At 76.3% G+C, this 13,840-nt stretch carries 6 protein-coding genes; all 6 read left to right on the forward strand.

Annotated elements, in window-relative coordinates; all coding sequences use genetic code 11:
• The first annotated feature begins 2 nt into the window (after positions 1-2).
• From HNP84_RS16770 to HNP84_RS16795, 6 genes are read left to right on the forward strand one after another with little or no spacing between them, the layout of a single operon-like run.
• Positions 3-872, forward strand: a complete 870-nt coding sequence (locus tag HNP84_RS16770; RefSeq protein WP_185050637.1) for a YqcI/YcgG family protein — start codon at positions 3-5, stop codon at positions 870-872.
• Positions 869-4,285 (forward strand): non-ribosomal peptide synthetase, encoded by a 3,417-nt coding sequence (locus HNP84_RS16775; protein WP_185050638.1) that lies wholly within the window; start codon positions 869-871, stop codon positions 4,283-4,285. The genes HNP84_RS16770 and HNP84_RS16775 overlap by 4 nt, the downstream gene beginning before the upstream one ends.
• Positions 4,282-7,782 carry a non-ribosomal peptide synthetase gene (locus HNP84_RS16780; RefSeq protein WP_185050639.1) on the forward strand — a complete coding sequence of 1,167 codons (3,501 nt, stop codon included), beginning with the start codon at positions 4,282-4,284 and terminating at the stop codon, positions 7,780-7,782. The genes HNP84_RS16775 and HNP84_RS16780 overlap by 4 nt, the downstream gene beginning before the upstream one ends.
• A complete protein-coding gene (locus HNP84_RS16785) occupies positions 7,779-10,997 on the forward strand; it encodes a type I polyketide synthase (RefSeq protein ID WP_185050640.1) in 3,219 nt (1,072 codons plus the stop codon). The genes HNP84_RS16780 and HNP84_RS16785 overlap by 4 nt, the downstream gene beginning before the upstream one ends.
• Positions 10,994-12,013 (forward strand): methyltransferase, encoded by a 1,020-nt coding sequence (locus HNP84_RS16790; RefSeq protein WP_185050641.1) that lies wholly within the window; start codon positions 10,994-10,996, stop codon positions 12,011-12,013. Before HNP84_RS16785 ends, HNP84_RS16790 begins: the two co-directional genes overlap by 4 nt.
• A 42-nt stretch (positions 12,014-12,055) precedes the next feature.
• Positions 12,056-13,765: a (2,3-dihydroxybenzoyl)adenylate synthase gene (locus tag HNP84_RS16795; RefSeq protein ID WP_185050642.1), complete on the forward strand. Its 1,710-nt coding sequence runs from the start codon at positions 12,056-12,058 to the stop codon at positions 13,763-13,765.
• The last annotated feature ends 75 nt before the right edge of the window (positions 13,766-13,840 follow it).

A 13,840-nucleotide genomic window follows, 5' to 3' on the forward strand; every position in this document is an offset into this window, starting at 1 on the left:
CCATGGAATTCCTGGCGTCGATCACCTCCGACGCGGAGCCCTTCCCGTGCACGTTCGGCGTCGCCGCCGCGCGGAAGGGGACCCTGCGGATCGGCTACGTGGACGGCACGGACCGCCAGGACGACTGGTCGGCCCTGCCGGACCTGCTGCGCGGGTACCTGGAGGGATACCGCGACCTGGGCCGGGAGACCTCCCTGGTGGTGTTCTTCCGCCCGGAGGACGAACCGTTGCCGCTGGAGGCGTACCAGGAGCGGTTCTGGGCGGTCCTGCGCTACCTGGCCGCCAAGGACGCCCAGCCCTGGCCCGAGGACCTGCCCACCGACCCCGACCACCCGATGTGGGAGTTCGCCTTCGCTGGCGTACCGATCTTCGTGGTCTGCAACACCCCGGCGCACGACCGGCGCCGCAGCCGGCACGCACCCCAGTTCATGATCACCTTCCAGCCGCGCTGGGTCTTCGAGGGCCTGGAGGCCCACACCCCGCGCGGCGCCGCCGCCCGCCGCACCATCCGCAACCGGCTCAGGGCGTACGACGCGGTCGAACCCTCGCCCCACCTCGGCGCGTACGGGGACGACGCCAACCGCGAGTGGCGTCAGTACTTCCTCGGCGACGACAACACCCCCGAGGCGGCCGGCGAACGCTGCCCCTTCCACGCGGGCACGGCAGGCACGGCCGGTGCCGCTGCCACCGCCGCCGGCTCATGGGCCGTCGTCGTCAACGACGCCGGTCAGTACTCGGTGTGGGAGGCCGGGCGCGAGCCGCCGGCGGGCTGGCGGGCGACCGGCGACATCGGCACCCGCGAGGCGTGCCTGGACCGCATCGCCGAACTGTGGCCCGACCCCCGCCCGCACACCCGGCAGGACCGCCGATGAGCGCCCCCGACCCGCGCCACGAGCCGTTCCCGCTCACCGACACCCAGCGGGCCTACCTGCTGGGCCGCGGCGACGTCTTCGAACTCGGCAACGTCACCACCCACGCCTACTTCGAGTTCGAGGGTGACCTGGACGTCGGCCGGTTCGCCACCGCCTGGCGGCTGCTCGTCGAGCGCCACGACATGCTGCGCGCCGTCATCGATCCCGCCACGCTCACCCAGCGGGTGCTGCCCGACACCCCGCCGTTCACTCCCGACCTCATCGACCTGCGCGACCGCGACGAGGAGGAGCGCGAGCGGGCGCTGGCCGCGCTGCGCGAACGGCTCTCCCACGCGGTGCGGCCACCGGACGCCTGGCCGCTGTTCCAGGTGACCGTCGCCCGGCTGCGCGACGACCTGGTCCGGGTCTTCATCGGGTTCGACGGCCTGGTCTGCGACTTCGCGAGCTGGCACGTGCTCTCGGGCGAGCTGTCCCTGCTCTACCAGGACCCCCGGGCGCCGCTCCCGGAGCTCACCACCTCCTTCCGCGAGTACGTGCTCGCCCAGGCGGCCCGGGAGGAGAGCGAGGACCGCCGCCGGGCCGAGGAGTACTGGCGCAAACGCGTCGCGGAGCTGCCGCCCGCCCCCCGGCTCCCGCTCGCCGCCGACCCCGCCGCCGTGACCGTGCCGCGGTTCGTCCGCCACGAGGCGTGCCTCGGCCGCGCCGAGTGGGACGCGCTCAAGCAGCGGGCGCGCGCGGCCGGGCTCACCCCGTCCGCCCTGCTCCTCGCGGTGTTCGCGGAGGTCCTGGCCGCCTGGAGCGAGGACGCCCGCTTCACCGTGAACGTCCCCCGCATGAACCGCGAACCGCTCCACCCGCAGGTGGACCGGCTGGTGGGGGAGTTCGCCTCGTTCTCCCTCGTCGAGGTGGACAACCGGGCCCGCGACACGTTCACCGACCGCGCCGCCCGCATCCAGCGGCGGCTGTGGGAGGACCTCAGCCATCCCGAGGTCAGCGGCCCGTGGATGCTGCGGGAGCTGGCCCGCGTACGCGGCGGCATGGAGCACGCGAGGATGCCCGTGGTGCTCACCAGCACCCTGGCCTGGGCCGACCCGGAGGGCACCGCCCTGGACCGCCTCTGGACCCAGGTGTACGGGGTGTCCCAGACCCCGCAGGTCTACCTCGACGTGCAACTCGACGAACGCCAGGGAGAGCTGGCCTACAACTGGGACGTCGTCGAGGAGCTGTTCCCGCCCGGGATGCCCCGCGCCATGTTCCAGAGCTTCGAACTGCTGCTGGACCGGCTCGGCCGCGACGAGGCGGCCTGGACCACCACCGACCTCGACGTCCTGCCCGCCGAGCAGCGGGCCCGCCGCACCGCCGCACGCGGCCGCACCCGTGCCCTGCCCGAGGCGCCCGCCCACGCCGCCTTCGTCGAGCGGGCCGCCCGGCGGCCGGACCACCCGGCCGTCATCACGACCACCCGCACCCTCGGCTACGGCGAGCTCCTGCGCGAGGCGGCCCGGGTCGGCGCGGCGGTCGCCGCCCGCGGCGCCGGGCCGGACACGGTCGTCGCGATACTGATCGACAAGGGCTGGCAGCAGGCCGTGGCCGTGTACGGCGCGCTGCTCGGCGGCGCCGCCTACCTGCCGCTCGACCCGGCCCAGCCCGCCGCCCGCATCCGGGAGCTGCTGGAACGCACCGGCGTCCGCACCGTCCTCACCCGCACCGGCGTCCCGCTGCCGCCGCTGCCCGAGGGGGTCGCGGCCATCGCGGTGGACGGCGAGCTGCCCGAGGCCGCGCCGCCCGGCCCGGACGGGCTGCCCCAGCGGCCCGGCGACCTGCTGTACGTGCTGTTCACCTCGGGCTCCACCGGAACGCCCAAGGGCGTGATGACCGAGCACCGGGCCATGGTCAACGCCCTGCGGGAGACCGCGGAGACCTTCGCCGTCGGCCCGCAGGACGTGATCCTCGGGCTCACCGCGCTCCACCACGACATGTCCGCCTTCGACCTGCTGGGCGTGCTCGGCGCCGGCGGCACGCTCGTGCTGCCGGACGCCGACGCCGTACGCGACCCCGCCCACTGGATCCGGCTGATGCGCGACCACGGCGTCACCCTGTGGAACTCCGTGCCCGCCATGCTGGAGATGCTGCTGGACCACCCGGAGGCGGCCGGCGCCCTGGAGACCGTGCGCCTCGCCTTCACCGGCGGCGACTGGATCCCGCTGGAGACCGCGCGGACCCTCGCCGGGCTCGCCCCGCACACCCGGCTGGTGAGCGTCGGCGGGCCGACCGAGACCACGCTGTGGAACATCTGGCACCCGGTGGACCGGATCGACCCCGCCTGGACCAGCATCCCGTACGGCAGGCCCATCGCCAACACGGTCTACCACCTGCTCGACGAGCGGCTGCGCGACCGCCCCGACGGGGTGACCGGCGAGATGTACGTCTCGGGGGCCGGCCTCGCCCGCGGCTACTGGGGCGACCCCGAACGCACCGCCGCCGCGTTCGTGACCCACCCGGCCACCGGGGAGCGCCTCTACCGCACCGGCGACCTGGGCCGGTACCTGCCGGACGGCGACCTGGAGTTCGCCGGCCGCGCCGACCTTCAGGTCAAGGTCCGGGGGCAGCGCATCGAGCCCGGCGAGGTCGAGGCCGCGCTCGCCGCGCACCCGGGCGTCGATCGCGCCGTCGTCACGGGCGTGCCGATCCCGGGCCGGAAGGGGCACCGCGCCCTGGCCGCGCACCTGCGGCCCGTCAGCCGCGAAAGCGCGCCGGCGGCGGAGGAACTGCGGGCGTTCCTGGGGGAGCGGCTGCCCGAGCACATGATCCCGGCGTCCTTCGTGTGGGTGGACGCGTTCCCGCTCACCCCGAACGGCAAGGTGGACCGGGCGGCGCTGGCCGCCACCGCCGCCGCCACTACCACCGTCACCACCACTGTCACCGCCACCGCCCCGGACGCCGGAGAGGTCCCCGGCGCGCGGGAACTGCCGCCCCTGGAACGGCTGCTGGCCGAGGAGTGGGCGCGCGAGCTCGGGCTCGACCGGGTCGGGCCGGGCGACGACTTCTTCGCCCTCGGCGGCGACTCCCTGCTCGGCGCCCGGATCCTGACCCGGCTGCGCGCCATCTTCGAGGGCGAACGCCTCACCGCCACCTCCCTCTTCGGCACGCTCACGGTCACCGGCATGGCCGCCGCGATGCGCCGCCAGGAGAGCGCCCCCGGCCGGCTCGACCTCGTGGCCCGGCTGTACCTGGAGGTGGCCGCGCTCACCGACGCGCAGGTCAGCGCGGCCCTCGGCGCCGCGGTCCCGGGCACCACGGCACCCGGCACCACGCCACCCGACACCGCGCCACCCGAGAGCACGCCACCCGAGAGCACGCCACCTGAGAGCACGGCACCGCACCATCCCGCACCCTCTGAGGACAGGTCATGACCGCCGACCCGCGACACCCCTCCACGGCCCCCGGCGCCGGCGCCCCCGAGGGGGACGGCGACGACCGCCGCCTGCGCCTGCTGCGCGCCCTGCTCGCCCAGCAGGGCGCCGCGCCGGACACGGGCCCCGCCGAGCCCGGCCCCGCTCCCGGCCGGGACCCGGAGGCCACGCCGCTGTCGTCGGCGCAGTACCGCATGTGGTTCCACCAGCAGGCCCGGCCCGGCAGCGCCGCCTACAACCTGGCCGTCGCCGCCGAGCTCACCGGCGAGCTGGACCCGGCGGCGCTGCGGGCCGGCTTCACCGCCGTCGCCGCACGCCACGAGATCCTGCGCACCGTCTACCGCACCGCGCCGGACGGCACCCCCGTCCAGCGGGTCCTGCCCCCGGCCGAGGTCCCCTTCACCCTGGAGGACCCGGCAGGCGAGGACCCGGCGAGCGAGGACCCGGCGAGCGAGGACGGTGACGCCGGCCCGCGCATCGAGCAGGCACGCCGGGCGGCGGCAGAAGCGGCGGCCGAGGCGGCGGCGCGTCCGTTCGACCTGGCCACCGAGACACCGCTGCGGATCCACCTGTACCGGATCGCCGCCGGCCGCCACCTCCTGCTGGTCGTCCTGCACCACATCGCCTGCGACGACCTGAGCTGGCAGCCCCTGTTCGCCGAGGCGTCCGCCGGCTACCGCGCCGCCGTCGGCGCCGCGCCGGACCCCGCCCCGCCGCTGCCGCTGCAGTACGGCGACCACGCCGCCCGCGAGCAGCGGGAGCGCGGCCCCGGGGACGACGGCCCGGCCTACTGGCGCGCGCGCCTCACCCCGGCCCCGCCGCCCGCCGCGCCCCTGCCCGACCTGCCCAGACCGCCCGTGCCCGGCGAGGCGGGCGCCCGAGTCCACCGGCCGCTCACCGCGGGGACGCACGACCGCCTCGCCGCGCTCGCCCGCGCGGAGTCGGCGAGCCCCTTCATGGCGCTGCTCACCGGCTATCTGGCCCTGCTGCACCGCTACACCGGGCAGACCGACCTGGCCGTGGCCACGCCGGTCATCAACCGCGACGCCCCCGGGCTGCGCGGCCTGATCGGCAACTTCGGCAACAGCATCGTCGTACGCGTGGACGCCTCGGGCCGCCCCGGCTTCCGGGAACTGCTGCGCCGGGTCCGAGCCGAGTGCCTGGCCGCCTACGCCCACCAGGACACGCCCTTCGACCGGGTCGTGGAGGAGGTCCGCCCGTACCGCAGCGCCGGGCGCACCCCCCTGGCCGACACCATGTTCTCCTCTCGCACCGCGGGCCTGGGCGCCCTGGACCTGCCCGGCGTCAGGGCCGAGGAGGTGGCGGTCCACAACGGCACCGCCCGCTTCGACCTGGCGGTGGAGGTCGTGGACACCGGCGCGGGCACCGAACTCGGCGCCACCTACCGCACCGAGCTGTACACCCCCGGCACGGCGGCACGGCTGCTGGACCACCTCGACCGGCTCCTCACCGCCGCCGCGGGCGAGCCCGACCGCCCGGTGGACGACCTGCCGATGCTCTCCGAGGAGGAGTGGCACCGGATCGTCCACGAGTGGAACGCCACCGCGCGCCCCGGCCTCCTCGCCCCGGCCACCCTGCACGGCCTGTTCGAGGCGCAGGCGCGCGCCCACCCCGACGCCGAGGCGCTGGTGGACGGCGCCGACCGCTGGACGTACGCCCGCCTGGACGCGGCGGCCGGCAGCCTCGCGCGCCGCCTCAGCGCGGCGGGCGCGGGCCCCGGCCGGCTCGTCGGCGTCCACCTGGAGCGTTCCGCCCACCTCGTCGTGGGCCTCCTCGCCGTGCTGAAGACGGGGGCCGCGTTCGTGCCGATCGAACCGTCCTGGCCCGACCGCCGCATTCAGGAGGTCGTGGCCGACGCGGCCCCCGCGGCCGTCCTGTCCCGAGGCGGCACGGGAGGACCGGCCGCGGCCGTCTGGGGCGAGATCCCGGTGCTCGACCCGGCCGGGGAGGGAGCGGACCCCGGGGAAGGCGGCGCCGGACCGGCCCCCGGCCCCGGCGAGCTCGCCTACGTCATCTACACCTCGGGCTCCACCGGCCGCCCCAAAGGCGCCATGATCACCCACGCGGCGATCTGCAACCGGCTGCCGTGGCAGGCCGAGCTGCTCGGCCTGGGCGAGGGGGACGGCGTGCTGCACAAGGCGCCGCTCGGTTTCGACATCTCCATCAACGAGATCTTCCTGCCGCTGAGCTGCGGGGCGCGGCTCGTCCTCGCCCCGCCGGGGGCCGACAAGGACCCCGACGCGCTCATCGCCGTGATGACCCGGGAGCGGGTCGGCTTCGTGTACGTCACCTCCACCATGCTCGACGCCATGCTGGAGCGCCCCGGCATCAAGGAGGCCGGGGCGAGCCTGCGCCACGTGTGGTGCGGGGGAGAGGTGCTGACCCCGGAGCTGTTCGCGCGGTTCCGGGAGCGGCTGCCCGGCAGCACCATGTACCACGGGTACGGCCCCGCCGAGGCGACCATCGGCGTGAGCTGCGAGGTCTACCGGGGTGAGGCCCGCAGGACCGGCGTCACCATCGGCCGCCCCAACCCCAACACCCGCGTCCACGTCCTCGCGCCCGGCCTGAGGCCGGTGCCGCCCGGCGTGCCCGGCGAGATCCACATCGGCGGCGTCCAGGTGGCGAGCGGTTACCTCGGCGACCCGCGCCGCACCGCCGACCGGTTCGTCCCCGACCCGTTCGGCGACGAGCCCGGCGCCCGGCTGTACGCCACCGGGGACCTGGGACGCTACCGGCCCGACGGGGTCATCGAGTTCCTGGGCCGCGCCGACCGCCAGATCAAGATCCGCGGCTTCCGCATCGAGCTGGACGAGGTGGAGGCCGTGCTCGGCCGGCACCCCGGCGTACGCCAGGCGGTGGTGCTGCTGCGCGAGGACACGCCCGGCGCCGGTCACCTGGCCGCGTACTGCCTGGCCCAGCCCGGCGGGACCCCGCCCGGGGAGGAGGAGCTGCGCGCCTTCGCCGCGGAACGGCTCCCCGAGTACGGCGTGCCGCACTCGGTGCAGATCCTGCCCGAGTTCCCGCTGATGCCCTCGGGCAAGGTGGACCGCACGGCCCTGGCCGCGCTGCCCGCCCGGGTGCCGGTCAGCGCGCCCTACCTGGCCCCGCGCGACGGGCTGGAGCGCACCGTGGCCAGGGTGTGGGCCGAGGTCCTCGGCGTGCCGCGGGTGGGCGCCCGGGACAACTTCTTCGACCTCGGCGGCCACTCCCTGCTCACCCTGCGGGTCCAGGCCGCGCTGGAACGCGAGCTCGGCCGCCGGGTCCGGGTCGTGGACCTCTTCTCCCACCCGACCGTGGCCGACCTGGCCCGCCTGCTCGACACCAACGGCGCCCGGGACGGCGAGGAGGGCGCCACCGACGCCACCGGCGAGGCCGGGGAGGCCGGTGAGGAGGCGGCCCGCGTGGCCCGCCGCCGGGCCGCCCGTGGCCGCGCCGCGGCTCGCCGGGCCGCGCAGGGAGGAGCACCCCGCGCATGAGCGACCACCGGCCCCCCGCCCCCGACGCCGAGTTCAGCGTCGCCGTCATCGGCCTGGCCGCCCGCTTCCCGGGCGCCCCCACCGCCGCGGCGTTCTGGGACAACCTCCTCGCCGGCCGCGACAGCCTCACCCTTCTCGGCGACGAGGAGTACCTCGCCGCGGGCGGCGACCCGGCCCTCCTGGACGACCCGTACCACGTGCGCGCCGTGCGCGAGATCGACGGCCACGACCGCTTCGACGCCGACCACTTCGGCTACCGGCCCGCCGAGGCGGCCCTCCTCGACCCGCAGCAGCGCGTCTTCCTCGAAGTGGCCCACCACGCCTTCGAGGACAGCGGCTACGTCCCTGCCCGCCACCCCGGGCCGGTCGGCGTCTACGCCGGCGCGGCCGTGAGCCGCTACTACGCCGTCAACCTCGCCCCCTGGTACGCCGGCCTGCCCGGCTCGCTGGACCAGATGGCCGCGCTGTCCGGCAACTCCCCCGGCACCCTGCCCACCCGGGTCTCCTACCTGCTGGGGCTCACCGGGCCCAGCATCAGCGTCCAGACCGCCTGCTCGACCTCGCTCGTCGCCGTCCACCTGGCCTGCCAGGACCTGCTCGCCCACCGCTGCGACCTGGCCCTGGCCGGGGGAGTGGCCCTCAACCCGCACGCCAGGCTCGGCTACCGCCACGTCAAGGACGGCCCCTACTCGCCCGACGGCCGCGTCCGGGCCTTCGACGCCGAGGCCGTGGGCATGAGCCAGGGGGACGGCGCCGGCGCCGTCGTGCTGAAACGGCTCCAGGACGCCCTGGCCGACGGCGACACGATCCGCGCCGTCATCCTCGGCACCGCCGTCAACAACGACGGCTCCCGCAAGGCCGGCTTCACCGCGCCCAGCGCCCACGGGCAGACCGAGGTGATCCTCGCCGCGCTCGCCGAGGCGGGCGTCGAGGCCGGCGGCATCGGCTACGTCGAGGCCCACGGCACCGGCACGCCCGTGGGCGACCCCATCGAGCTGACCGCGCTGCGGGACGCCTTCGACCGGGCGGGCGGCCACCCGGGGGAGTGCCTGATCGGCTCGGTCAAGACCAACATCGGCCACCTGGACGCCGCGGCCGGGATCGCCGGGCTGATCAAGGTGGTCCTCGCCCTGGAGCACGGCATCATCCCCGCCACCCTGCACCACCGCCGCCCCAACCCGCTGTTCGACTGGGAGAGCGCGCCCTTCCGCCCGGCGGTCCAGGCCGGCCCCTGGCGTGTCCCGGGGCCGAGGCGGGCCGGCGTCAGCTCCTTCGGCATCGGCGGCACCAACGCCCACGCCATCCTGGAGCAGCCCCCCGCCCCGGAGCCTCCCGGGCGGGCTCCCGGCGCAGGGGAGACCCCGTACACCCTGCTCACCCTCTCCGCCCGTACGCCGGCCGCGCTCGACACCCTCGCCCGGGACCTCGCCGCCCATCTGGACGCCCACCCGGAGCTGGACCCGGCGGACGTCGCGTACACGCTCAGCGCGGGCCGCGCGGCGTACCCGCTGCGCCGCACCCTCGTCGTACGGGAGCCGGGCGAGGCCGCCGAGGCGCTGCGCGCCGCGCCCCGCACGCCCCCGCGCCCCGCGGCCGAACGTCCCCTGGCCCTGCTGCTGCCGGGCGGCGGCGCCCACTACGACGGCATGGGCGCCGGCCTGTACGCGCACGAGCCGGTGTTCCGCGACGTCATCGACGAGTGCGCGCGGATCATGCTGCCCGTGCTCGGCCACGACCTGCGCACCGCCCTCTACGGCCCGCCGGGCGACGGGGCCGCCGGGCCGGAGCGGCCGGGAGAGCACACCGCCCGGCTCGACGGGGTGGCCACCGGGCTGCGCTCCGCCGCGTTCCCTGCGGTGGTCGCCACCGAGTACGCGCTCGCCCGGCTGCTGGAGAGCCACGGGCTGGGCCCCGTGGCCATGCTCGGGCACAGCCTCGGCGAGTACGCCGCGGCCTGCCTGGCGGGCGTGATCGCGCTGGAGGACGTCCTGCCGCTGGTCGCGGAGCGCGAGCGGCTGTTCGCCTCCGTCGGCGGCGCCACCCTCAGCGTCCGCCTCGCACCGGACGACCTGGAGCCGCTGCTCGGCCCGGACGCGGCCGTCGCCGCCGTCAACGCCGGCGAGGCGTGCACGGTGTCCGGCACCACCGAGGCGATCGTCGCCCTGGAGAAGCGCCTGGCCGAGGCGGGCGTGGACCACCACCGGCTGCGCGTCCCCTCCGCCGTGCACACCCCGCTGCTGGACCCGGTCCTGGAGGAGTACCGGGCCCTCGTCGCCGGGCTGCCGCTGAAGGCCCCGCGAATCCCGTACGTCTCCAACGTCACCGGAACCTGGATCACCGCGGAGCAGGCCGCCGACCCTGGCTACTGGGTCCGGCACAGCCGCGAGCCCGTGCGCTTCGCCGACGGCGTGAGGACCCTGTGCGCGGACGATCCCGCCCCGCTGCTGGTGGAGGCGGGACCCGGCGGCCAGCTCAGCAAGCTCGCCCGCCAGGTCCTCGGCCCGGACGCCGCGGTGGTGCCCGCGATGCGGCACGCCTACGCCGAGCAGAGCGACGAGGCGTTCTTCCTGGAGGCCGTCGGCTCCCTGTGGCGGTACGGCGCCGACGCCGCGGCCGGGGTCTGGCGGCTCACCGGCCGCCGCGGCCGGCGCCCGCGCCGCGTCCCGCTGCCCGGCTACCCCTTCCAGCGGCGCCGCTTCTGGATCGACCCGCCGCCGCGCGGCGGCGCGCCCGCGGGCGGGCCCGTCCTGGCCACCGACGACATCCCGGCGGACACGGTCCCGGCGGGCGGCGCGGTCCCGGCGGGCGCGGTCCCGGCGGACGCGGCGGAGACCGCGGGCGCCGCCGCGCGCCGGGAACCGCAGGCCGCCGCCCCCGGCGATCCCGTGCGCCAGGTGACCGCGCTGTGGGAGCGGGCCCTCGGCGTGGAGGGCATCGGCCCCGACGACAACTTCTTCGACCTCGGGGGCGACTCGCTGCTCCTGATGCGGCTCACGGCACAGGTGCGCGACCTGCTCGGCGCGGACCTGTCGGTGCGCCGCCTGTTCCTCAACCAGCGGCTGACGGTCGCTGGGTTCCTCGCCGAGGCCGCCGAGACCACGGCCGCCGCCGGAGGCAGCGCACCCGACCCCGCTCCCGCCGGCGGCGTACCCGATCCCGCCGCCGCCGGCGGCATGCCCGACCCCGCCGCCCCGACCGGAAAGGACCGCCGATGACCGGCCCCCTGCCCGCCCTGCCGCCCCGGCTGCGCCTGATCGAGATCGTCTCGTCGGCCTGGATCTCCGCCGCCGTCTCCGCGCTGGCCGAACTCGGCGTCGCCGACCATCTGGACGAGCCCCGCACCGCCGCCGACCTCGCCCGGCTGACCGGCGCCCACGCCGAAGCGCTGAGCCGCTTCCTCCACGCGGCCTGCTCCGCGGGCGTGCTCACCGCCCTGGACGACGGGCGGTTCGCCCTCACCGAGGTCGGCGAGGTACTGCGCGGCGACCATCCGCAGAGCATGCGGCAGATGTGCCGGCTGACCGGCATGGAGGAGTTCGCCCGCACCTGGGCCCACGCCGTGCACACCGCGCGTACCGGCGAGCCCGCCTTCGACGCCGCGCACGGCCGTCCGGTGTGGGAGTACATGTCCGATCCGGACCACGCCCGGTTCTCCCGCGCCTTCCACGGGGCGATGGCCGAGTCCGCCGCCGGGCACGCCGTCAGCGCGCTGTACGACTTCCCCGAGGGCGCCCACGTCGTGGACGTCGGCGGCGGGCGCGGCGCCATGCTGGCCCGGCTGCTGACCGAGCACCCGCACCTGACCGGGACCGTCCTGGACCTGCCGAACGCGGTGCAGGGCGCGGACAAGCTCCTCGCCGACGCCGGGGTCGGCGCGCGGGCCACGGTCGTCGCGGGCAGCTTCTTCGAGCACGTGCCCGAGGGCGGCGACGTCTATCTGCTGTCGCGGGTCATCGGCAACTGGAACGACGAGGACTCCGTACGCATCCTGCGGGCCGTCCGCGCGGCCATGCGGCCCGAGGCCAGGCTGGTCGTCGTCGGCCACATGCCCACCGGTGAGGACCGCACCCACTACGTCCGCGCCCTCGACCTGTACATGTTCGTCCTGCTCCAGGCACGGCTGCGCACCCCCGAGCAGTACCAGGAGCTGTTCGCCCGCTCCGGCCTGGAGCTCTCCCGCGCCGAGCTGCGGCCCGACAGCGAGTCGCTGGTCGAGGCCAGGCCCGTCTGAGCGTTCTTCATCGAGGTCCGAGTCGAAAGGAACCGAACTCCCATGACGGACGGCTTCGTCCCATGGCCCGCCGAGGACGCCGCCCGCTACCGTGCGGCGGGTTACTGGCGGGGAGAGCCGCTGGGCCGGCTGCTGCGCGACGCGGCGGCGGCGCACGGCGGCCGCACGGCCCTGGCCGATCCGGCCGCACGGCTCACCTTCACCGAATGGGACACCGCGGCCGACCGGCTGGCGGCCGGCCTGGTGGAGCTGGGGGTGCGATCCGGGGACCGGGTGCTGGTCCAGCTCCCCAACCGGGCCGAGTTCGCGGTGCTGTGCTTCGCCCTGTTCCGGATCGGCGCCCTGCCCGTGCTCGCCCTGCCCGGACACCGGGAGAGCGAGCTGCGGCACCTGTGCGACCTGGCCACGGCGGTGGCCTTCGTCACCGTGGACGAGCTCGACGGGCACGACCACGCGGCCACCGCGCGCACGCTGCTGAAGACCTGTCCCTCGCTCAGGCACGTGGTGGTCGTGGGCGAGCCCGGCGGCTCCGGGGATGACTCCGGGGATGACTCCGGGGATGGGGACACCGTCCCGTACCGCGCTCTCGCCGAAGGCCGGGAGCCCGCCGACCTGCCCGGACCCGACCCGTCCGGGCCCGCGCTGCTGCTGCTGTCGGGCGGCTCCACCGGCCTGCCCAAGCTGATCCCACGCACCCACGACGACTACGCCTACAACGCCCGCACCATGGCCGCCGTCTGCGGGCTCACCGCCGCCGACGTGCACCTCGCGGTGCTGCCCGTCGCGCACAACTTCCCCCTGGCCTGCCCCGGCCTGCTCGGCGCCCTGACGGCCGGCGCGGCCACCGTCCTGGCCCCCAACCCGAGCCCGCCCGAGGTCTTCCCGCTCATCGAGCGCGAGCGGGTGACCGTCACCGCGCTCGTGCCGCCGCTGGCCGCGCTGTGGACGCGGGCCGTGGAGTGGGTGGACGCGGACCTGTCCAGCCTCCGCCTGGTCCAGGTCGGCGGCGCCCGGCTGCCCGAGGAGACCGCCCGCGCGCTGCCCGGCGCCCTCGGCTGCCGCCTCCAGCAGGTGTTCGGCATGGCGGAGGGGCTGCTGTGCGCCACCCGCCCCGACGACCCGGAGGAGGTGGTGGCCACCACCCAGGGCCGGCCCGTCTCACCCGGCGACGAGATCCGGATCGTCGGTTCCGACGGCGCCGAGGTGCCACCCGGCGTGACCGGGGAGCTGCTCACCCGCGGGCCGTACACCCTGCGGGGCTACTACCGCGCGCCGGAGCACAACGCGCGCGCCCTCACCCCGGACGGCTTCTACCGCTCCGGCGACCTGGTGCGGCGCGCCCCGAGCGGAAACCTCATTGTCGAAGGGCGGGTGAAGGAGCAGATCAACCGGGGCGGCGAGAAGATCTCCCCGGAGGAGGTCGAGCGGCACCTCCTGGCGCATCCGGGCATCGCCCAGGCCGCGGTGGTCGGGGTGCCCGACGAGGTGCTCGGCGAACGGGTCTGCGCCTTCCTCCTGCCCGCCCCCGCCTCCCAGGGCGGCGAGGGCACTGAGGGCACTGAGAGCACGGCCACGCCGCCGCCCCTGTCCCCGGCCGCCCTCGGGGAGTTCCTCCGCGAGCGCGGACTGGCCGACTTCAAACGGCCCGAGCAGGTGGAGACGGTCACGTCCTGGCCGCTCACCGGAGTCGGCAAGATCGACCGCCGCGCGCTGGCCGCCATCGCGGCCGACCGCGCCCGCACCGCGCGCTGACAGCCCCAGCCTGCGACCCGTCACAGCCGTGCTGACAGCCACAGCCGTGCGCTGACCGCCCACACCGGCAGGACC

Source organism: Thermocatellispora tengchongensis, assembly GCF_014202315.1.
In the GTDB taxonomy this organism is placed as follows: Bacteria; Actinomycetota; Actinomycetes; order Streptosporangiales; family Streptosporangiaceae; genus Thermocatellispora; species Thermocatellispora tengchongensis.

Excerpts from the sequence above, each read along its gene's own strand:
- HNP84_RS16770 (WP_185050637.1), top strand. The coding sequence starts at position 3 with ATGGAATTCCTGGCGTCGATCACCTCCGACGCGGAGCCCTTCCCGTGC.
- HNP84_RS16775 (WP_185050638.1), top strand. The coding sequence starts at position 869 with ATGAGCGCCCCCGACCCGCGCCACGAGCCGTTCCCGCTCACCGACACC.
- HNP84_RS16780 (WP_185050639.1), top strand. The coding sequence starts at position 4,282 with ATGACCGCCGACCCGCGACACCCCTCCACGGCCCCCGGCGCCGGCGCC.
- HNP84_RS16785 (WP_185050640.1), top strand. The coding sequence starts at position 7,779 with ATGAGCGACCACCGGCCCCCCGCCCCCGACGCCGAGTTCAGCGTCGCC.
- HNP84_RS16790 (WP_185050641.1), top strand. The coding sequence starts at position 10,994 with ATGACCGGCCCCCTGCCCGCCCTGCCGCCCCGGCTGCGCCTGATCGAG.
- HNP84_RS16795 (WP_185050642.1), top strand. The coding sequence starts at position 12,056 with ATGACGGACGGCTTCGTCCCATGGCCCGCCGAGGACGCCGCCCGCTAC.